This is a genomic window from Pseudomonas sp. GW822-FHT01E03 (assembly GCF_058802985.1).
Genome location: NZ_JBXAOQ010000012.1, coordinates 90,307 through 109,824, shown reverse-complemented (window position 1 = coordinate 109,824; position 19,518 = coordinate 90,307). Strand labels below are relative to the sequence as shown.

Here is a 19,518-nt window from a genome sequence, read left to right as displayed (position 1 = left end):
TGGCATAGCCATGGAATCCAAAAGCCACCGAAAACAAAACGGGCCTGCAATGCAGGCCCGTTTTCATGGGAAGGTAAAAAAGTGAATCAGGTGTCAGCCGTTAAGCGCTGCCTGTTCGTTCTCAAGAAACTCTTCTTCCAGCAGATGGTCGGCATGGGCGGCACTCTCGATGGGCACCACATTGGCTCGTTTGCCGCGTAATTTGCCGAACATATGCTCCAGCGCATGTTCAAGTTTGGTAGCCGCTCCGTCGATCGCCTGCTCCATGGTGGAGGCTTTATGGGTGACGGAAATCGGTTGATGGCCTTTTGGCCGCGCCTCCAGCTGGCAGCGCATGTCGTGGGGACCCGGCTTGTCGCCGTTCTCGTCCCGCAGGTGAACCTCGACTCGTGTCAGGTCCTCTTCGTAGCGTTCGAGCGTGCTCTCAATGGTCGTACGTACCCACTCCTCCAGTCGTTTACTGCCTTGAATATGGTTATCGCTATTGACTTGGATTTGCATAGTTCATCCCTTATTTCAGCTAGCTCGCGAGAGGCCGGTCAGCTAAGCCCTTGGGCGTCATCACCGTGACCTCTTACTTACACAATCGGTCTGTACGCTGAACAATTCAACCCCCTAAAAAAGATAAATTTTCAATCGCAAAAAAAGCCGGACAACCGGTAAAAGCGCTGTTAAGGTCGGGAGTTGGGTCGCCCTGCTCTTACGTAATAATTGCTCACATTTGCCGCTCCCCCAACGGGTGCAGGCTGCGAAAAGCACCCGCCTCCTCCACCAACCAATCGTGCACCGCGCGCACACCCGGATGGCTCAACGCCCCGGGTGCGTAAAGCAGCATGTAGCGCTTGTGATTGGGCACCGCCAGGCCGAACGGCACGATCAAGGCACCACGTTCCAACTCATCATTGAGCAAGGTTCGGCGCGCAATCGCCACACCCATCCCGGCGATGGCCGCTTCGATCGTCAGGTGATTGCGATTGAAGGTATGCCCGCGTCGCACATCCGCCCCCTCGAAGCCGATGGCATTGAGGTAAAACTCCCATTCCGCGTACTCGTAGCTGCCGCGCCAGGCGGTGATGTCGTGCAGCAAGGGAAAGTGCATCAGGTCCGCCGGACCATGCAGCGGTGGACGACCACGCAACAGGCTCGGCGCGCACACCGGAAAAATCTGTTCATCAAGCAAGGCTGTGGATAACAGGCCCGGATAACTGCCGTCGTTCAGATCGATCGCCAGGTCGAAGTCACCTTCATGCAACGGCACGCTGCTGTCTTCGGCCACCAGGCGCAACTGGATGTCCGGAAAACGCTGCTGCAAACGCGGCAGTCGCGGCGTCAGCCATTTGCTCAGGAACGACGGAATCGAACGCACCCGCAGAATCCCGCTGATCATGCCCGCGTCCAGTCGCCGCAATTCCGAGTCGATGCTGCCAAAGGCCTCGTTGACGGTAATGGCCAGGCGCTGACCCTCTGCGCTCAGCTCCACTCCGCGGGCGCGGCGGTGAAACAGGCGAAAGCCCAGGCGTTCTTCCAGCTGGCGGATCTGCTGGCTGACCGCCCCCGGTGTGATGTGCAGTTCTTCGGCGCAGCGGGTGAACGACAGGTGCCGCGCGGCACAGGCAAACACGTTCAGCCAGACATATGTCTGGGCGTGTAATTGACGGCTCATCGTTTAGTCCTGCTAAAGGATGTCTTAGGAATTTTCGTTGGTCACGCAGGCTCGTGACAGGCAGTATCGCCCAAATTGCGCTTGTCCTACAGAAATGGCAGCGATTTCCCTTCCATTACGTGTACAGGCTTTAGCATGGCTATCAGTGTTTTCGATCTCTTCAAAGTGGGTATCGGCCCGTCCAGTTCCCATACCGTCGGTCCGATGCGCGCTGCCGCAACCTTTGCCCAAGCGCTGGTCGATCACGGTTTTCTGGCCGACGTGCGACGCGTGGAAATCCGTCTCTATGGTTCTCTTTCAGCGACCGGCGTCGGCCACGCGACGGACCGCGCCTGCGTCATGGGCCTGATGGGCGAATGGCCCGACCGCATCGATCCAACCACCATCGACAGCCGCATTCACACCCTGCGCGAAACCGGCAAACTGTGCCTGGCAGGCGTTGCGCAAATTGCCTTCGACTGGCAACGCGATCTCCTGCTGCTGGACGAAAGCCTGCCCTACCACCCCAACGCCATGTCCCTGACAGCCTTCGGTGAAACCGGCGAACTGTTCGAGCAGACCTACTACTCGGTGGGCGGTGGTTTTATCATCGAAGCAGCCGAAGCCGAATCCGGGATCGCGCCGGCCGGCGACGTGGTGCTGCCTTACGATTTCTCCAGCGCCGCCGAACTGCTCAAACTCTGCAACGAGCACGGGCTGCGGGTGGGCGAACTGATGATGGCCAACGAACGGGCATGGCGCAGTGACGCAGAAATCCGCCAGGGTCTGTTGCATATCTGGTCGGTGATGCGCGAATGCGTCGAGCAGGGTTTGCGCCACGAAGGCATCTTGCCCGGCGGCCTGAGTGTTCCGCGTCGAGCGGCGAAACTGCATCGCAGCCTGCAGGAAATCGGCAAGCCGAATGTCATTACGTCCACCTTGTCAGCGATGGAATGGGTCAACCTGTACGCCCTTGCCGTGAACGAAGAAAACGCGGCCGGCGGGCGCATGGTCACGGCGCCGACCAACGGCGCGGCGGGGATCATTCCGGCGGTGCTGCACTACTACATGAAATTCAATGCCGATGCGTCTGACGATGACGTGGTCGCATTTTTCCTGGGTGCAGCTGCCGTCGGCATCCTGTGCAAGAAAAACGCTTCGATCTCCGGGGCCGAAGTCGGCTGCCAGGGCGAAGTCGGCTCCGCTTGCGCCATGGCCGCCGCAGGCCTGGCAGAGGTGCTTGGCGCCACCCCGGAGCAGCTGGAAAACGCCGCCGAAATCGGCCTGGAACACAACCTCGGCCTCACCTGCGACCCGGTTGGCGGACTGGTGCAAGTGCCGTGTATCGAGCGCAACGCGATCGCCGCGGTCAAGGCCATCAATGCCACGCAAATGGCCCTGCGCGGCGACGGCAAACACTTCATTTCCCTGGACCGGGTGATCCGCACCATGCGCGACACCGGGGCCGACATGCACGACAAGTACAAAGAGACGTCGCGGGGCGGACTGGCGGTGAACTGGGTGGAATGTTGACCGTTTTGGAGGCACGTCGAGGTTAATTGCCCTGAAACGTGCAGAAAACGCGGCCCCCCCGTAGGAGCGAGCTTGCTCGCGAAAAACCCTCAGGCGCCGCAAACCATCTGGTTTGACGCGTTATCGTTCACGACCATCGCGAGCAGGCTCGCTCCTACAGAACGTGTTTTTTGTCCGACAATTTTCCGGCATGGGCCTTGCTACTTCCATGCTGGAACAATGATGGCGAGATGGCCGGTGGTCTGGCGTTGCGAACCAACCCGATCATGGCCGGTCAACAACTGCACGTTCAATCAGGCGGTGACGCATCATGGACAACCCTTTCCAGCTCATTACCGATGCCTTTGCAGCGGATTACCAGATCAACCTGAGTATTCAGGGCCTGGACGGCCGCATCATGCTGACCCTGTCCAACAGTGGCCGCGTGGTGGCCAAACGCATGATCAGCGCCGAACAACGCAATGACCCCGAGCGCCTGAAACGATTGGTGCAAAGCATTCAGTTCGGCATTGCCATCGAGCAAGGCCACTGCGCCGTGGCCATCCTCGAATCAATGACCGACGGCGGCGCGCGCAGCCTGCCCCCACCAGCCAGTGACCGCCACCGACCCACCATGGGGCTTTAAAGCTCGCCCTTTTCTACTTCCGGATGTTCACTGGAGCCCTTACCTGTTTTGCGGTGTGGGTTCTCAATCTTCACCGAAGGAAATTGCGACGAAGCGTAACGCACCACCAGAATCGCAAACGCCAACAGCAGAATCCCGCCGCACAGGTAGATGATCCCCAGGTCCGGCGGGTTGTGGTGCGAAACGTTGGAAATCAGCAGCCGCGTCAGCGCGGTGATCGCCACGTAGATCAGGAAGCGCACGGGCATGTGGTTGGTCTTGAAGTAAATCCCGACCATCGCCCCCAGTTCCAGGTAGATGAACAGCAGCAAGATGTCATCGATCTTGATGTGCCCTTCTTCGATCATCCCGAGAAATTCCATCACCGCCGCCCATGCGGTCACCGCACCAATGGCGAACAGCGCCAGGTAGTGAAAGGTTTCGACAAACAGATTGCCCAGGGACTCGGCCAGTTCATGCACGTTCTGCCGCAGTTTTTCGGCCCAGTTGATTTTCACGATGATGCTTCCTTAGGTCGGCTCGACCGGATGATGCGGGTTGGACGTGACGGTTTTTCTGCATGCAGAAAAAAGGCCAGCCCATGATGGCGAGCCGCTCGGGATTGTGCGCCGTGGCGTTTGGTCGCACCTGTGCAGCGCCCCGCCTGACAAATCCCGAATTCGGTCTACATTAAAAAGCCACTACCCAAAAGGCAGGGATTCGCTTATCCTTTAGCTGTATATAGATACAGTAGTCGAAATCGACAACCAATGTGAAGGCATGTGAGGTGGTGAATGGCCGTCGAAGTGGTATACCGCAGCAGCCGAGATCTGGAGCGCTTGTTCATGGATAAAGCCGAAGCTGACCGTCATGACAAAATGCTCGAACTGGCCGAATTGCTGGCTGAAGTGTTGCAAAAAGCCGTTCCGTCCCTGACCGAGCAGCAAGTGGAAGAAGCCGGGATCTACATGGCGAAAAATCGCGACGTGTTCGCCAAGGCGTTCAAGAGCCAGCCGGACGCCCTGTCCGAACTGCTCAGCGCACCGGTTGAAGTCGCACAACCTGTTGCGGCAACCGAGGTCGTTGAGGCCGCTGAGCCGGTCACCCCGGCCAAGCCTGCCAAGGCCCCAAAAGCCGCCAAATAGGCAAAGCCCGAATTGAACAGGCCCTGAGTCGAATGACCCAGGGCCTTTTTCATGCCTGTGGAAAACTCATGCCAGTTTCACCGGTACAACACCTTCTCCGCCAACTCGTCGGCCACCCGCGCGGGGGAGCGTTTTTCCGCCTGGGCGTGGGCGAACACTTCAGTCAGGCGCGAGCTGATTTTCGACAGGTGCGCGGTGATGGTCGACAGTTCCTCGCCGCGGTGCTTGAGCGACACGTAAATCAGTCCGCCGGCGTTTATCACGTAATCCGGTGCGTACAGGATGCCGCGACGTTCCAGTTGGTCGGCAACATCCAGATGGGTCAGCTGATTGTTCGCCGAACCGGCCACTGCCGAGCAGCGCAGTTGCGTCACGCTGTGGCTGTTGAGCACCCCGCCCAAACCGCACGGCGCAAGAATATCGCAAGGCGTGCTGAGCAGTGCGTCGTTGGCGATGGGGTGAGCCCCGAGTTGCTCCATCGCCAGTTGCACCTTGCCGTGATCGATATCGCTGACCAGCAGTTCGGCCCCGGCGGCGTGCAACTGTTCTGCCAGGGCATAACCAACGTTGCCCAAGCCTTGAATGGCAACGCGCAGGCCTTCGAGGTTATCGCTGCCCAGTCGCGCCATCGCTGTGGCGCGAATGCCGGTGAATACGCCCATCGCCGCGTGTGGCGCAGGGTCGCCCGCCGCGGTGGTGCTGGTGACATGCTGGGTCTGCTGGGCGATGCAATCCATGTCCGCCACTGAGGTGCCACTGTCGATGGCCGTGATGTAGCGCCCGTCGAGCTGATTGATACAGCGCCCGAAGGCTTCGAACAGCGCCGCGCGGTTGGCCACATGAACGGGGCGAATGATCACCGCCACGCCGCCGCCCTGGGCCAGGCCGGCCAGTGCCGCCTTGTAACTCATGCCTTGGGCAAGGCGCACCGCATCCTCGACCGCAGACTCGTCGCTGGGATAGGCAAGGTAACGACAACCACCCAGGGCAGGCCCCAGCCGGCTGTTATGAATGGCAATGACCGCCTTCAACCCGGTGACCGAGTCAACGCTCAGATGCAGCGATTCAAGGCGAGTGCTTTGCATGAGAGCGAACATCGTAGGGCTCCCGAATCACTTCTTGTAGTCGCCAGTATAGGCTTGCGCCCAAAAATTGCAGAAGCGCACCGGAATAAGCACGGCCCCGATGCAGGCTTTCGGAAATAACCCGTGGTCGCTCTTGTACGGTACTGGACGAATGCCGGAGAGGGGGCTAAAACGAGGCATTGCCCGGAGATTTTGATGACCCCGCGCCAATCGTTCTTCGCCTGTCTGCAACGTTCACCGCCCGCGCTGTTCGAGGCGGCACTGTGGATTGCGGCCGAGCACGACAGCGAGGTGGAACCGCAAGCGCTGCTGGCCGATTTCCAGGCGTTGCAACAACGGGTCAGCGGTGGCTTGCCAATGCTGCCGGTCAGTGAACTGGCCCAACCGCTGCTGCGGCGCATGAATGACCTTGGCTTCGCCCAGGACGACTTCACGCCATTGCGCCCGCAAGTGGCACTGATGGACAAAGTACTGGAACGCCGACGTGGACAACCCTTGACGCTGGGGCTGATTGCGCTGGAGTTGGCCAGGGGGCTGGAGATTCCCATGGTCGGGGTCAACTTCCCCGGGCATTTCCTGCTGCGGGTGCCGGGCGCCGATCATTTGCTCGACCCCTGCGGCGGCCGTCGCCTTTATCCCAACGATTGTCGGGAGTTGTTGCTCCGCCAGTACGGCCCGAACATCAAGCTCAGCGCCGAGCACCTGGAAACCGCCGAGCCAGTGCAGATGTTGCAGCGGCTGTCGCGCAACCTGCGCCAGTTGTACCTGTCCCACGACGACGTCATCAATGCCTTGATCGACGCCGAACGCGTTCTGGAACTGGGCAACGCCAGCGCCGCCGACTATCTGGCCCGGGCCAGCCTGTACCAACGGCTGGACTGTCCGAACGCCGAGCGTTTTGACCTGGAGCATGCGCTGCTGCTCAGCGACGATCCGATCCAGCGGATTCGCCTGACGGAGCGGCTGGGGCATTTGCCGCCGAACTCCATCGTTCACTGATCACAAATCATTGTGGGAGCGAGCCTGCTCGCTCCCACATTGGAACGGTGTGAGGTTTCAGGGCGTGTCTGGCTGGTTCGCCGGATGCGCCTTGATGAACGCCGGGTGAGTGGCCGCCAATGCCGCCACTCGCCGGATACGTGGATAAGCTTCAAGAGAAACATTGAAACGCTCGGCCGCGTACAGCTGCGGGATCAGGTAGACGTCCGCCAGCCCGGGTTCGGGGCCGAAGCAGTAACCGTCATCACCGATCAACTGCTCCACCGTGGCCAGCCCTTGGCCGATCCAGTGACCGATCCACTCCACCACCTGCGGTTCGTCGTGGCCCGACTGGCGCAGCCGATTGAGCACGCTGACGTTGTGCAGCGGGTGCACATCGCAGCCGATCACTGCCGCCACACCGCGCTCGTGAGCACGGGCAGCCAGGTCTTTGGACAGCAGCGGGACCTGTGGATAACGTTCCTCCAGGTACTCGATGATCGCGGGAGACTGGATCAGCAACTCGCCTTCATCGGTGCGCAAGGCCGGCACGCGGCCCTGCGGGTTGATGCCCAGATAAGGCGGCTGACGATGCTCTCCACCCTGCGGTGCGATCAGGTTGACTGGCAAGGATTGATAATCCAGGCCCTTGAGCGCCAACGCGATACGCACCCGGTACGAAGATGTCGAACGGTAGTAGGTATAGAGTTCCATGCCCCGCTCCTGTTAGCGCGCCGGCAGCACTTTGCCGCGGCATTCGCCGAAACCGATGGAAGCAAAACCGTCGCGGCGGCAACGGCCGCGCAGGATGATTTCGTCACCGTCCTCAAGGAATTTACGCACTTCGCCCGAGGCCAGTTCGATCGGCTTTTTACCGCCTTCGGTGATTTCCAGCAGGCTGCCGAACTGACCGCTCTGCGGCCCCGACAACGTGCCCGAGCCGAACAAGTCACCAGCCTGCAATTGGCAACCATTGACGCTGTGGTGCGCGACCATTTGTGCCACGGTCCAGTACATGTGCCCGGTGTTGCTCAGGGTCAGGCGATGGGCTGGCAGGTTCTGTTCACGCATGGCCTCGGTGAGCAGCAACACTTCCAGTTCGATGTCGAACGCGCCAGCGGCCTGGTCGCGCTTGTCGAGCAGGTACGGAAGCGGCTGCGGATCGCCTTGGGGACGTGCAGGCTGGGCACGACGGAACGGCTCCAGCGCTTCGGCGGTGACCACCCACGGCGAGATGCTGGTGATGAAGCTTTTCGACAGGAACGGCCCCAGCGGCTGGTATTCCCAGGCCTGGATGTCCCGTGCCGACCAGTCGTTGAGCAGGCAGAAACCGGCGATGTGGTCGGCGGCGTCGCCAATGGCAATCGAGTCGCCCATGTCGTTACCCTGGCCGATCCAGATGCCCAGCTCCAGTTCGTAGTCCAGGCGCGCGCAAGGGCCGAACGTCGGTTCGCTCTGACCGGCCGGCAGCGTCTGGCCTTTCGGGCGGCGCACATCGGTACCGGACGGACGAATGGTCGACGCACGACCGTGGTAGCCGATTGGCACGTACTTGTAGTTCGGCAGCAACGGGTTGTCGGGACGGAACAGCTTGCCGACGTTCTGCGCGTGCTCGATGCCGACGTAGAAGTCGGTGTAATCGTTGATTTTCGCCGGCAGGTGCATCTCGCAATTTGCCGCCAGCGGCAGCAATTTTGCACCCTGGGCTTCGATCTTGCCGTGCAGGGTGCTGCCCTCGGCGAACAGTTCCAGCAAACGCTCGCGCAATGCGACGCGAGCCTCGCGGCCCAGTTCGAAGAACGCATTCAGCTGGCCGCCACGGGTGGCCTCGACGGCAGCCTTCGCGGCGCCATCGAACAATCCGGCCTCAAGGGCCGCTTGCAGATCAAAGATATGCTCGCCAATCGCCACGCCACTGCGCGGTGCCGAGCCGTTGAGGCTGAACACGCCCAGCGGCAGGTTTTGCAGGGGGAAGTCCGCGTGGCCGTTGGCGGATGCAACCCAGCTGCGAGTGATGGAAGTCTGCGTCATGGGTTATCTCCGGGTCGGGTCGAAAGTGGCGGGCAGCGTAGCCCAGCAGGCGTCGTAGGTGTTTTGCAGTTGCGGGCAATCGAGGGCGAAACGGCTTGGGCGCAACACCTGGCTGGTCTCGAACATGAACGCCATGGTGTTGTCGATTTTCGCCGGTTTGAGGTCAGCGTTGATCGCTTTGGTGCAGGTCTCGCCGTCCGGACCGTGGGCGCTCATGCAGCTGTGCAACGATGCGCCGCCGGGCACAAAGCCTTCAGCCTTGGCGTCGTATTCGCCCTGGATCAACCCCATGAATTCATTCATCAGGTTGCGATGGAACCACGGCGGACGGAAGGTTTTCTCGGCCACCATCCAGCGTGGAGGGAAGATCACGAAGTCGAGGTTGGCCAGGCCGTGAACGCTGGTCGGCGAGGTCAGCACAGTGAAGATCGACGGATCGGGGTGATCGAAACTGACGGTGCCGATAGTGTTGAATCGGCGCAGGTCATATTTGTACGGCACGTTGTTACCGTGCCAGGCGACCACGTTGAGCGGCGAATGATTGAGCTCGCAAGCCCACAACTGGCCGAGGAATTTCTGCACCAGCGTGGTGGGTTGTTGCAGGTTTTCGTAGGCCGCCACCGGGGTCAAAAAGTCCCTCGGATTGGCCAGACCATTGCTGCCAATCGGCCCCAGGTCCGGCAGACGCAGCGGTGCGCCATGGTTTTCGGCGACGTAACCGCGGGCTTGCGGGTCGAGCAGTTCGATGCGGAATTTAAGGCCGCGAGGCAGTACGGCAATTTCCAGCGGCTCCAGTTCAAGCACGCCCAGTTCGCTGGCAATGCGCAGGCGTCCCAGTTCAGGCACCAGCAACATCTCGCCGTCCGCGTTGAAGAACACGCGTTCCATGGAACGGTTGGCGCGGTAGTTGTAGATGCTGATCCCGGCCGGTTTTTCTGCGCCCGAGTTGGCGGCCATGCTCACCAGGCCGTCGATGAAATCGGTCGGCTCGGCGGGAATGTCCAGCGGGTTCCAGCGCAGCCGGTTGGGGGTCACCTCACCCAGCGGGCCACCGGCCAGTTGCCGATCCAGTTTGACGAATGCCGGATGATTGGCCGACGGCTGAATGCGGTACATCCAGGTCCGCCGCGCTTCACTGCGCGCCATGGTGAACGCCGTGCCGGAGAACAGTTCGGTGTAAAGGCCGTACGGGGCTTTTTGCGGGGAGTTCTGGCCGACAGGCAATGCGCCGGGCAACGCTTCACTGCTGAATTCGTTGCCGAAGCCTGACAGGTAGGCCAGCGCTGGCGTCGTTGAATCGGGGTTCATGGAGCCTCCTGAACAGGGAGTCGGCAGTGGCCGCTCGCTCTGTTGCAGAGGTCGAGGCACGCCTGGGTTGTTTTTATCGTAATTTGATTACGCATAACGTAATTTGATTGGTATTGACCGTCAAGCTATAAAGACGCCCATTCGTCCCGGGATCCCAGCCACCATGGAAAAAACCAGCGACAACAACGGTAAACAGAAAGTCCGCTCGGCCGAGGTTGGCACCGACATCCTCAAGGCTCTGGCCGAGTTGTCGCCTTCGACTTCGCTGTCGCGCCTGGCCGAACACGTGCAGATGCCGGCGAGCAAGGTTCACCGTTATTTGCAGGCCTTGATCGCCAGCGGATTCGCCGAACAGAACGCCGCCACCAACCATTACGGCCTGGGCCGCGAAGCCCTGCGCGTAGGGTTGGCGGCACTCAACAGTATGGACGTGCTGAAAATCGCCGCCCTGCCCCTGGCTGAACTGCGCGATGACTTGAACGAAACCTGTTTTCTGGCGGTGTGGGGCAATCAGGGCGCGACAGTGGTCCATATCGAACCGGCGGTGCGTGCGGTGACGGTGGTGACACAACTGGGCTCGGTGTTGCCCTTGCTCAGCTCTTCGACGGGACTGGTGTTTGGCGCCTACCTGCCTGCGCGTGAAACCGTGGATCTGCGTGAACAGGAACTGCAAAACGTTACCGCCCACGCCTTGGCGGATGATCAGGCCTACGCAACGATGTGCGAACAGATCCGCCATCGGGGCCTGCATCATGTGCATGGACTCTTGATGCCCGGAGTGGATGCCTTGTCGGCACCGGTGTTCAACGCCATGGGCAGGATCACGGCAGTACTGACCGTGGTCGGGCCGACCTCGCTGTTTCATGCCGATGAAAACGGCCCGGCGGCGCAGCGTTTGTTAGCCGCCACCCGCGCCGTGAGCTGGCGCATGGGCTTTGAGCCCGACTCATCGACAGCCTGAACGCAGCGGCGATGATCAGGCGGGCAGGATCAGGCCCAACTTCTTGACCATCGCCACCGCTTGCGTGCGACGTTCAACACCTAATTTGCTATGGATTCTCCGGGCATGGGTTTTCACCGTATGCAGCGAAATGAACAGCTGCTCGGCAATTTGCTGATTGGAATTACCCTGGGCAATCAGGCCGAGCACTTCCAGTTCCCGACCGCTCAGCAGGCTGGCATCCGGGGCCAGCGCGGTCACCGTCTCCTCGCCTTGCAAACGACAGATCAGGTTCGGCTGGCGCAAGTTCAAATCACGCAATGCCTGTTGTCCCTGACAACGCTTGACCAACGCCAGCCCGGCCTCCAGCGCTGCGTGAGCCGTGTCCGGCTCACCCGTCAGGTCCGCCACTTCGCAGATTGCCAATTGCAGCTCCGTTTCCAGCGCCAGCATGGCGTGTTGTTGCGCGTGTTCGAGTAACGCCCTGAGTCGATCCAGTGGACGTTGCACCAGTTGCAGTTGAGTCTCGGCCAACACCAACTGGTATTCGATACGCGCAATCAGTTGCAGCGTGGCCGGCGGTGCCTGGCGCGCGTTGGCCCCACGATAATGACGCAAGACCCGGGTCAGCGCTTCCCGGGCCAACTCCGGGCGCCCTTGTTGCAGCCAGAAATGACTGCTGATTTGCAGCAGTACCCCGCGATACACCGTGTCGGGGATCTGCCGTTGCTGCATCAACCGTTCGGCCTCGCGCAGACGATCAAATGCATGGGCGTAATCACGTTGGTTGGCCGCCAGTTGCGCCTGCCCGAGAAACCCGTACAGCACATGCTTGTCCTGACTGTGGAGGCAGTCATCGAGGCCCGCCTGGAAACATTCACCGGCCAATTCATCCTGGCCCTGGCACAAGGCCAAGCGCCCACGCCGCAGGGCGATTCGTCCCAGCAGCGGCGTCGGTCGATCAGCCTGCCGTCCGAGCATTTCATGGATGTCGGCCAGCAACTGCCCTGCTCGCCGCGGTGCGCCACGCTGCTCCAGCAACTGCGCATGATCGAGTTCGAGCAAGCCTTCAAACAGCAACGAGCCTTGCGCCCGCGCCAGGCACAGGGCATCACGATTGAAGGCCTGGGCGGCATCGAGGTCGGCGTTGAGCAGTGCTTGCTGGGTCAGCCCGGACAGACACAACAACCGTGCGGGCCATGCCTCGGCCGCCAGTTCGTCCAGCGCCTCGATAAAATGCGCCCGAGCCGCCGGCAGGCGTCCCTGCAAATGCAGCAACCAACCCTGTTGCGCCTGCCAACGCGCCAGCAGTTGGCGTTGCAAGGATGCCGTCGGCTGCGGGGCAAATCGGGACAGTTGCCCAATGCAGGCAGCCGCCTGCTCGAAACGCCCGGCAAACAGCAACGCCGCGGTGATCAACCCCACCCGTTGCGGCGTGCCAAGGGTCAACTGTTCACCCAGCTGCTCGTGCAGTTTGAGTAACCAGCTGACGTTCTGACACTTGAACAGATGCTCAAAACTGAAGTGTTGCAACAGGCTGACCGCGACCTCGTGCTCTTGCGCCAGCAACGCCTGCTCGAAGGCGCCCTGCCAGTCTTCTTCGGCGCTGAACCATTGGCACGCGCGGCGATGCCAGGACCGCCCGGCCGGGGTCGGTTCTTCACGCATCTCCCGGGCCAGTGGCTCGAAGACCCGCAACCACTCGACGGAGTCTTCCCAGGGTTCAATGAAGCAGCCCATGTCCTGCAACGCGTGCAACCACTGCGCGCCCTCACCCGTACCGAAAAGATGCTCGCACAAGCTGGCGTTGAAGCGTGGCAGATGAACCAACACCTTCCAGACCTCAACCAACTCCGACGGCAAGGTGTTGAACAACTCGTGTTGCAGATAATCGAGCAATGTCGCCGAACGCCCCTGCTCACCCGACCACGGACAACCATTAAGCAATGCGATCCGCACGCCAGCGCACCAGCCACCACTGCGCTGAGCCACCCTTTTGGCGGTTTGTGCCGCCAGGGCCGGCTCGACATGACCGAGCAACTGCCCGACCTCGGCCTCGGTAAACGCCAGCGTCCGGCCTTCGCACTCGTACAACTCATTATCGAGCAGCAGCCGCGGCCAGTTGCAGGGTGGTCGTCGACGGGAGCTCAGCCACCAGGTCAGCGCCGGGCTGTCGACGGCCAACAGGCGATCGAGCATCCGGTCGAGTTCCGGATTGGGTGCTCGACAGTAATCATCGATAAACAGCCAGGTCGGTGCCTGTAATCGGGCCAGATGCGCCAACAGCCCGGGCTCATCCGTCGAGGGCAGACCCAGCGCTTGCGTCAGGCGCAATAGTAAATCGGCTGCACTCAACGACGCCCCCGCCAGCGGCAGCCAACAGGTCCGAGCGTGCTCCGGCGCCCGCAGCAGGCATTCGGTAAGCAACGCGCTCTTGCCACTACCGGCCGGTGCGCAAAGCAACTTCACCCGAGCGGTCGAAACCAGCATGGGCTCGATCAGTCGCTCGCGGGACAGATGATGGGACGACAGTCGGGGCAGGAAGCCAGGGCGGTCCAGACAGTGCGTCATTGCAGTCATTGTGGTGCGCCTTTTTTATAATTCTGGCGCCACCCTAGCCCCCTCCCGAGCGCTTGTTGAAGAAGTATTCAACACACTGATCGACCGCTATAAAAAAGGTGACCGCAAAGTCACCCTTTTGTGTAAGACCCTGTAGGAAACCTACCTGACTCCCGTGCTCCGCAAGGCTGCTGGAGTGTAGTCCCCCGCTTTTGCATCGATATTGAATTCGAAGCTGCGTTTCTCTTCGTTCTTCATTCCCAGGGCGATATAGCGACCGGCGATCAAGTCATAGAGCGCCTCGACGGTGTAGGCCGGCACCTGGTGATCGTAGTAGAACTGAGCATGCCCTTCGGCGACGCGCCAGAGTTGACCACGCCCGTCGTAGTGGTCGGCCAGCGCCACTTGCCAGCTGTCTTCGTCGATGTACATGTGGCGCTTGGCGTACACGTGACGCTCGCTCGGCTTGACCGTGGCGACGACTTCCCAGACACGGTGCAACTCGTAGCGGGTCAGGTCCTGATTGATGTGCCCGGCCTTGATCACATCGGTGTACTTGAGGTTGGGCGAGTCGAGCTTGTAGCTGTTGTAGGGAATGTACATCTCCTTCTTGCCGATCAGTTTCCAATCGTAGCGATCCGGCGCGCCGGAAAACATGTCGAAGTTATCGGTAGTTCGCAGGCCGTCGGATGAGGTGCCGACACCGTCATAAGCGACCTGCGGCGCACGCCGTACCCGGCGCTGGCCAGCGTTATAGATCCAGGCCTTGCGCGGTTCCTTGACCTGGTCGAGGGTCTCGTGGACCAGCAACACGTTGCCCGCCAACCGAGCCGGCGCGGTCACTTCCTGCTTGAAGTAGTTGAGGACGTTATCGTCGCTGCCCGGTTTCAGATCGCTGAGCAACGACGGCACGGCGACTTCGTCCTTGAAGCGGATCACCGTGAAGTCGCCATTGGACTGCGGTGTTGCCTGGGTGATGGTGCGGCGCAGATTGCCGCCGTGGTAACGAGTGACATGGTTCCATATCACTTCCACGCCATTCTTCGGAATCGGGAATGCGTAGTAGCGATTACCAGTGAAGTTGGCCAGACCGTTACCCTCGTTGATCGGTGTTACGTTCAGCGCACTGCGCTTGGCCGACTCATAGATTTCTGCCGGTAACGCCACGGTGCGATGGCTCGGGTAGACCGGAATCTTGTAGGTCTCTGGATAGCGCTTGAACATTGCGATCTGGCCGTCGGAGAGTTTGTCCTTGTACTTGTCGACAGTCGCCGCGGTGATCACGAACAACGGCTTTTCGTTGGCGAACGGGTCGGCCAGGAAACCTTTGCTGTCCACCGCGCCAGCGTTTTTCGGGATGCCGCCGGTCCAGGCCGGAATCGAGCCATCGGCATTGCCGGCCTTCTCGGCACCGAGCGGTGTAAGGCTGGTGCCGAGAAGGCCGGCTTCTTGCGGCGACACCGCCGCCATCACGTTGGCGGCCAGCAGACTCAGGGCCAGAACGGTGCCCAATTGCAGAATCATCTTGCGCATTGAATTCATCCTTTTCAGCCAGATCAGAAGTTCACACCAAAGCTCAACGCCACGAAGTCACGGTCGGTGAGGACGTTGTAGTCGCCGCCGAAAAAGTCGGTGTAACTGAGGCTGGCGGTATAGGTGTTGCGATAGTCCGCATCGACTCCGAGGCTGATGGCCTTGGCGCCTTCGTTGAACAGACCGTTGGGACCAAAGCCTGCGACGTCGTGGGACCACGAGAGGTTGGGCCTGACGTTGATCCCGGCGATGAGGTTGTTGTAATCGAGGATGGCCCGAGCGCGATAACCCCATGAAGTCGAGGTCACGAAACCGTCGGTATCGCCGCCGAATCCGTACTGGCCATACACCGAGTCGCGGCCGTAGCGCAGTTTGGTGCGTGCTTCCAGACCACCGACCCGAACCACCGCCGCCTCGCCTACCAGGGTCAGGCGATCTGCACCCGCGACCTGATCGATGAAGTGCGTCAGGGTGCTCTGGATCTGCGTCACCTCCTTGCGGCGGTAGCCTTTGTTGTCAGCCCCGGGTGACGTGGCGATCGGTGATGCCGCACCACCTGCAATCGGATTGAGCATGGCCAGGGTCAGGTCATTGGTGTTGACCTGCACCGGGAGGTTGGGGCGGTAGCTGATTTCCCCGCTCCACGCGGTGCCGGTGGATAACGTGGTGGCGAAGCTGGCGCCGTAGAGGCGGATGTCCTCCGGGTATTCGAGGTAATACTGGCCGCGACCGAGCATCACACTTTGGGCCAGGCCCGAACCGCTGCCGGGGGCGATGCGGTTGGCGGTGGCAACGATTCCCGGAATGCTTGCCAGCGTACCGGGGCCGGCGGTGGTGGTCCCGACATTCGGTGAACGACTGTGGTAGTTCATGAAGTACAGGCCGTACTCGGTGTCGTCCCCCAGCCAGCGCAGCGCCGTACCCCACTGCCCGGAATCCCGGGCATCGCGGTCACCGCCACGGGGAACGATCACCCCCTCTTTGCTGACCTCGAAGCCCTGACCAAAGGCAGCCGCAATCGGCTGCAAGGGTGCAATGGCCGGGCTGGCGACGGTGTAGCCCTTGTTGCAGCCGTCCGCCACCACATCGACACCAAAGAAAGTGCCGCAGTTATCGACGACCGTCTGGTCCCATTCCAGTTGATAGAAGCCTTCCACGGTCAGCTTTTCCGTCAGCCCCTGGGAGGCGAACAACATGTTGACCGGGATCAGGCCTTCCTTGATCTCGGCGCCAGGACGACGGAACGCGGACACGTCGACCGGATTGATGCTGTTGATCGAGTTGCCGATGAACGTGCTCTCCCCCCAACTGACCACCTGCTTGCCGGCGCGGACCGTGCCCGGCAAATCGGCGAGGGAGTAGTTGTGATAGACGAAAGCGTCGAGGATTTGTCCGCCTGAAGACTTGGCGCCTTCTTTGCGATTGTGATCGCTGATGTCCTTGAAGGGGCGGCTTTCATCCTTGAGTTCAAAGTCGTACCAGTACTTGCCTCGCACAAACGCACCGGTGTCGCCGTACTTCAGTTCGAGGTCGTGAATACCCTTGAAGATCTTCGAGAAGGTTTCACCTTTCTTGAAATTCAATCGCCCGTCGTCACCGGTCGAAGACTGGCCGGAGCCGCCGTTGACGATGCCCACCAGGGATTTATCCGCGTCACGCATGCCCCAGCTCGCGCCGACCGACAACGAGGAGTCGAACGTCCCCTCGATCTCCCCGATGTTGAATGAAAGGGCCTGCGCCTGGGCGCAACAGCCTAATGCGACCGCAACCGCCAGCGCCTGCGGTGTGAAGATGGCGCGCATTGTTGTTTTTGTCATGCGTCTTCCCCGGTGAGTGACAGAAGGCCTCACCCTACTGCCGGGCACCGGGGGTCGATAAGCGCACCAAGGAGGTATTCGTGGTGTACCTCTAAAGGATGACTGGCACAGACGACGAGCACCCGAATCCCGACTGTTGCCGGGGCTGCAACAGTGCATGTCGGGAATTGGTATTTTTCCTACAGCGCCGAGGGCTTATTCTTACCTCACTGTCACAGTAAACCACCGCAGGCACCCTGTACCCGCCTGCGCCGTGACTGAGAGACTTCAGATGAATCGAGGATTCGGTTCGTCACCCTGTGTTCACTGACGTTGATTTGTAGCTCCTGATCCAACGTCTTACTTTGGCCGCTGCGTTTGCAGCGGCCTTTTTTATGGGCGATGGTTTTTGATAATTAACAGCTGCCAGTCAGTGACCCCGGAGTATCCAGGCAAAGCTTCGCATACCTACTTTTCTTTCAGAAAGTACCCACAAGCATAGGTAAACACCAAAAGCACTCAAGTCTTTAAGTTGAACAGCAAGTCGGCGAACGACTTTTATCTTCGTCCGACTTCAAACCTACTTATTGCGAGTGCAACCATGAAATCCATCAACTACAACCGGTATCGCTCAACCAGAAGTTTCAACAGTCGAATACGCTTTCTGATTCTTCACTACACGGCCGCTGACTTTGCGAGTTCTGTCAGTGCCCTGACCGGCCCCAATGTCAGCGCGCACTATCTGGTTCCGGATATCACGGACCCCAGTTACCTGAAAGCCGGCCATACCGGGCAGGAAGTTTTCAGCCTGGTGGATGAAACCTATCGCGCGTGGCACGCAGGTGTCAGTCAGTGGGGTAGCCGCAGCAATCTGAACGATACGTCCATCGGCATTGAAATCGTCAACCTGGCGACCGACAACAAGGGCGAATTCACCTTTCCGCCGTATCACCCCGAGCAGATTGCTGCGATTGAACAACTGGCACTGAATATCCTCATGCGCTACCCGGATATCACGCCGACGCAGGTTCTGGGCCACTCCGATGTTTCGATCGGCCGCAAAAGTGACCCGGGGCCGATGTTTCCCTGGCGGGAGCTTTACTTGAAAGGTGTCGGCGCCTGGTTCGATGAAGCCACTCGGGACGAGTATCTGCACCAATACAACACATCGGGGGTTCCAGCCCGAAGCGAGTTGCTGGGGCTGTTCAAATCCTATGGATACGATGTTTCGGGGGCGTCCACGGAAGGCGGTTTTCAACAATTGGTGCGGGCATTCCAGATGCATTTTCGCCCGGAAAACTTCGATGGAAAAATGGACGCGCAAACAGCCGCCAACCTGAAGGCGCTGGTCGTCAAATACTTTCCCTGCTGACCATTGGCAAACCGCTTTGCAGCCGACAAATGCAACAACCGGCAAGGTCAGTCAATGTGACCTTGCCGGTGGTATCAAAGCGTATATTTCTGCAAATTCCCCATCATTTCCTTCAGCGCTTCGATGTTGTCCTTCGGATGCGCCGCGCCCTCGAAGTCGCAGATCTGCTGCCAGTGCGCCGCCACGTCTTCCGGGGAGAAGCCGGCCCGTGGATCGAAACCGATGCCGAGGCTGCGCTCCCAGCGGACCTTGCCCATCCAGCCGCCGCCGACTTCGAACAGACCGGAGGTTTCCTGACAGTTCTCGCTGGCCAGGTACACCACCAGCGGGCTGACCAGTTCGGGTTTGAGCTGTTCGAAGACTTGCGGCGGGATCAGGCCTTCGGTCATGCGCGTGCCGCCGGTGGGGGCGATGGCGTTGACCAGGATGTTGTTCTTGCGGCCTTCGATGGCCAGGGTGCGGGTCAGGCCATAGAGACCGAGCTTGGCCATGCCGTAGTTGGACTGGCCGAAGTTGCCATAGATGCCCGAGGTCGACGCGGTGAAAATCACCCGGCCGTAATTCTGCTCGCGCATGTGCGGCCAGGCCGCGCGGGTGACTTTGTAGGCACCTTCGACGTGGACGCGGTAAACCAGGTCCCAGTCGGCGTCATCCATTTTGTGGAAGGTCTTGTCCCGCAGGATCCCGGCATTGTTGACCACCACGTCGACGCGACCGAAGACGTCCAGGGCGTGCTGGACCAGTTTGTCACCGTCAGTGACCGAATCGTGGTTGGCTTCGGCAATGCCGCCGGCCTCGCGAATCTCCGCGACCACGCGGTCGGCGGCCGAGGCATTGGCGCCTTCGCCCTGGGCCGAGCCGCCAAGATCGTTGACCAGCACCCTGGCGCCCTGTTTGGCGAACAACAGTGCATGCGTCCGTCCCAGGCCGCCACCGGCTCCGGTGATGATCACGACTTTATCTTCGAAGCGCACAGACTCATTCATGGGGGG

At 60.4% G+C, this 19,518-nt stretch carries 16 protein-coding genes and 1 pseudogene; 6 read left to right on the top strand and 11 right to left on the bottom strand.

All coding sequences use genetic code 11. The annotated features are described in order from the left end of the window. Nucleotides 1-93: 93 nt before the first annotated feature. Both AC1RP7_RS23070 and AC1RP7_RS23065 read right to left on the bottom strand, forming a co-directional pair. Nucleotides 94-501 (bottom strand): HPF/RaiA family ribosome-associated protein, encoded by a 408-nt coding sequence (locus tag AC1RP7_RS23070; RefSeq protein WP_057716375.1) that lies wholly within the window; start codon nucleotides 499-501, stop codon nucleotides 94-96. A 214-nt stretch (nucleotides 502-715) separates the two neighbouring features. Continuing rightward, a complete protein-coding gene (locus tag AC1RP7_RS23065; RefSeq protein ID WP_057716376.1) occupies nucleotides 716-1,663 on the bottom strand; it encodes a LysR substrate-binding domain-containing protein in 948 nt (315 codons plus the stop codon). Between the two features lie 135 nt (nucleotides 1,664-1,798). Between AC1RP7_RS23065 and AC1RP7_RS23060 the strand changes: the two genes are divergently transcribed. Further along, nucleotides 1,799-3,175, top strand: a complete 1,377-nt coding sequence (locus AC1RP7_RS23060; RefSeq protein WP_057716377.1) for an L-serine ammonia-lyase — start codon at nucleotides 1,799-1,801, stop codon at nucleotides 3,173-3,175. 310 nt (nucleotides 3,176-3,485) lie between these two features. Further along, nucleotides 3,486-3,800: a DUF3509 domain-containing protein gene (locus tag AC1RP7_RS23055; RefSeq protein WP_349733665.1), complete on the top strand. Its 315-nt coding sequence runs from the start codon at nucleotides 3,486-3,488 to the stop codon at nucleotides 3,798-3,800. Here AC1RP7_RS23055 and AC1RP7_RS23050 read toward each other — a convergent pair. Continuing rightward, complete coding sequence (locus tag AC1RP7_RS23050; RefSeq protein WP_057716379.1) at nucleotides 3,797-4,297, bottom strand: phosphate-starvation-inducible protein PsiE; 501 nt, start codon at nucleotides 4,295-4,297, stop codon at nucleotides 3,797-3,799. The two genes, AC1RP7_RS23055 and AC1RP7_RS23050, sit on opposite strands and share 4 nt — an antisense overlap. Nucleotides 4,298-4,573: 276 nt before the next feature. Here AC1RP7_RS23050 and AC1RP7_RS23045 point away from each other — a divergent pair. After that, a pseudogene (locus AC1RP7_RS23045) lies at nucleotides 4,574-4,813 on the top strand (YebG family protein); the annotation flags it as partial. 188 nt (nucleotides 4,814-5,001) lie between these two features. Here the strand turns inward: AC1RP7_RS23045 and AC1RP7_RS23040 are convergent. Next, nucleotides 5,002-6,021: a Glu/Leu/Phe/Val dehydrogenase family protein gene (locus AC1RP7_RS23040; RefSeq protein WP_057716381.1), complete on the bottom strand. Its 1,020-nt coding sequence runs from the start codon at nucleotides 6,019-6,021 to the stop codon at nucleotides 5,002-5,004. A 183-nt stretch (nucleotides 6,022-6,204) separates the two neighbouring features. Between AC1RP7_RS23040 and AC1RP7_RS23035 the strand changes: the two genes are divergently transcribed. Then, the gene (locus AC1RP7_RS23035; RefSeq protein ID WP_340315218.1) at nucleotides 6,205-7,008 is read left to right on the top strand and encodes a SirB1 family protein; all 804 of its coding nucleotides are present in this window, start codon (nucleotides 6,205-6,207) and stop codon (nucleotides 7,006-7,008) included. A 57-nt stretch (nucleotides 7,009-7,065) separates the two neighbouring features. On the opposite strand, the gene maiA is transcribed toward AC1RP7_RS23035, so the two are convergent. Genes maiA through hmgA form a run of 3 tightly spaced genes read right to left on the bottom strand, consistent with a single transcriptional unit; the run spans nucleotide 7,066 to nucleotide 10,326 of the window. Further along, nucleotides 7,066-7,701: a maleylacetoacetate isomerase gene (gene maiA, locus AC1RP7_RS23030; protein WP_057716383.1), complete on the bottom strand. Its 636-nt coding sequence runs from the start codon at nucleotides 7,699-7,701 to the stop codon at nucleotides 7,066-7,068. Between the two features lie 12 nt (nucleotides 7,702-7,713). Then, nucleotides 7,714-9,018, bottom strand: coding sequence for a fumarylacetoacetase (fahA, locus tag AC1RP7_RS23025; RefSeq protein ID WP_340315214.1), 1,305 nt, complete (start codon nucleotides 9,016-9,018; stop codon nucleotides 7,714-7,716). Between the two features lie 3 nt (nucleotides 9,019-9,021). After that, complete coding sequence (gene hmgA / locus AC1RP7_RS23020) at nucleotides 9,022-10,326, bottom strand: homogentisate 1,2-dioxygenase (protein WP_090453136.1); 1,305 nt, start codon at nucleotides 10,324-10,326, stop codon at nucleotides 9,022-9,024. A 163-nt stretch (nucleotides 10,327-10,489) separates the two neighbouring features. On the opposite strand from hmgA, the gene AC1RP7_RS23015 reads away from it, so the two are divergent. After that, complete coding sequence (locus AC1RP7_RS23015; RefSeq protein WP_493182874.1) at nucleotides 10,490-11,287, top strand: IclR family transcriptional regulator; 798 nt, start codon at nucleotides 10,490-10,492, stop codon at nucleotides 11,285-11,287. Nucleotides 11,288-11,302: 15 nt separating this feature from the next. Here AC1RP7_RS23015 and AC1RP7_RS23010 read toward each other — a convergent pair whose 3' ends face one another. The 3 genes from AC1RP7_RS23010 to AC1RP7_RS23000 form a co-directional block, all read right to left on the bottom strand. Beyond that, nucleotides 11,303-13,846: a LuxR C-terminal-related transcriptional regulator gene (locus AC1RP7_RS23010; protein WP_493182875.1), complete on the bottom strand. Its 2,544-nt coding sequence runs from the start codon at nucleotides 13,844-13,846 to the stop codon at nucleotides 11,303-11,305. Between the two features lie 141 nt (nucleotides 13,847-13,987). Further along, nucleotides 13,988-15,358, bottom strand: coding sequence for a DUF1329 domain-containing protein (locus AC1RP7_RS23005; RefSeq protein WP_150812787.1), 1,371 nt, complete (start codon nucleotides 15,356-15,358; stop codon nucleotides 13,988-13,990). 23 nt (nucleotides 15,359-15,381) lie between these two features. Beyond that, nucleotides 15,382-17,175 (bottom strand): DUF1302 domain-containing protein, encoded by a 1,794-nt coding sequence (locus AC1RP7_RS23000; protein ID WP_493182877.1) that lies wholly within the window; start codon nucleotides 17,173-17,175, stop codon nucleotides 15,382-15,384. Nucleotides 17,176-17,755: 580 nt separating this feature from the next. Here AC1RP7_RS23000 and AC1RP7_RS22995 point away from each other — a divergent pair. Then, nucleotides 17,756-18,526, top strand: coding sequence for an N-acetylmuramoyl-L-alanine amidase (locus tag AC1RP7_RS22995; RefSeq protein ID WP_493182878.1), 771 nt, complete (start codon nucleotides 17,756-17,758; stop codon nucleotides 18,524-18,526). 74 nt (nucleotides 18,527-18,600) lie between these two features. Here AC1RP7_RS22995 and AC1RP7_RS22990 read toward each other — a convergent pair whose 3' ends face one another. Continuing rightward, nucleotides 18,601-19,512, bottom strand: coding sequence for an SDR family oxidoreductase (locus AC1RP7_RS22990; RefSeq protein ID WP_057716392.1), 912 nt, complete (start codon nucleotides 19,510-19,512; stop codon nucleotides 18,601-18,603). Nucleotides 19,513-19,518 lie beyond the last annotated feature (6 nt).

What these genes read in the sequence shown, in the direction of transcription:
- AC1RP7_RS23070 (WP_057716375.1), bottom strand. Translation starts at nt 501, where the DNA reads ATGCAAATCCAAGTCAATAGCGATAACCATATTCAAGGCAGTAAACGA.
- AC1RP7_RS23065 (WP_057716376.1), bottom strand. Translation starts at nt 1,663, where the DNA reads ATGAGCCGTCAATTACACGCCCAGACATATGTCTGGCTGAACGTGTTT.
- AC1RP7_RS23060 (WP_057716377.1), top strand. Translation starts at nt 1,799, where the DNA reads ATGGCTATCAGTGTTTTCGATCTCTTCAAAGTGGGTATCGGCCCGTCC.
- AC1RP7_RS23055 (WP_349733665.1), top strand. Translation starts at nt 3,486, where the DNA reads ATGGACAACCCTTTCCAGCTCATTACCGATGCCTTTGCAGCGGATTAC.
- AC1RP7_RS23040 (WP_057716381.1), bottom strand. Translation starts at nt 6,021, where the DNA reads ATGTTCGCTCTCATGCAAAGCACTCGCCTTGAATCGCTGCATCTGAGC.
- AC1RP7_RS23035 (WP_340315218.1), top strand. Translation starts at nt 6,205, where the DNA reads ATGACCCCGCGCCAATCGTTCTTCGCCTGTCTGCAACGTTCACCGCCC.
- maiA (WP_057716383.1), bottom strand. Translation starts at nt 7,701, where the DNA reads ATGGAACTCTATACCTACTACCGTTCGACATCTTCGTACCGGGTGCGT.
- fahA (WP_340315214.1), bottom strand. Translation starts at nt 9,018, where the DNA reads ATGACGCAGACTTCCATCACTCGCAGCTGGGTTGCATCCGCCAACGGC.
- hmgA (WP_090453136.1), bottom strand. Translation starts at nt 10,326, where the DNA reads ATGAACCCCGATTCAACGACGCCAGCGCTGGCCTACCTGTCAGGCTTC.
- AC1RP7_RS23015 (WP_493182874.1), top strand. Translation starts at nt 10,490, where the DNA reads ATGGAAAAAACCAGCGACAACAACGGTAAACAGAAAGTCCGCTCGGCC.
- AC1RP7_RS23010 (WP_493182875.1), bottom strand. Translation starts at nt 13,846, where the DNA reads ATGACTGCAATGACGCACTGTCTGGACCGCCCTGGCTTCCTGCCCCGA.
- AC1RP7_RS23005 (WP_150812787.1), bottom strand. Translation starts at nt 15,358, where the DNA reads ATGCGCAAGATGATTCTGCAATTGGGCACCGTTCTGGCCCTGAGTCTG.
- AC1RP7_RS23000 (WP_493182877.1), bottom strand. Translation starts at nt 17,175, where the DNA reads ATGACAAAAACAACAATGCGCGCCATCTTCACACCGCAGGCGCTGGCG.
- AC1RP7_RS22995 (WP_493182878.1), top strand. Translation starts at nt 17,756, where the DNA reads ATGAAATCCATCAACTACAACCGGTATCGCTCAACCAGAAGTTTCAAC.
- AC1RP7_RS22990 (WP_057716392.1), bottom strand. Translation starts at nt 19,512, where the DNA reads ATGAATGAGTCTGTGCGCTTCGAAGATAAAGTCGTGATCATCACCGGA.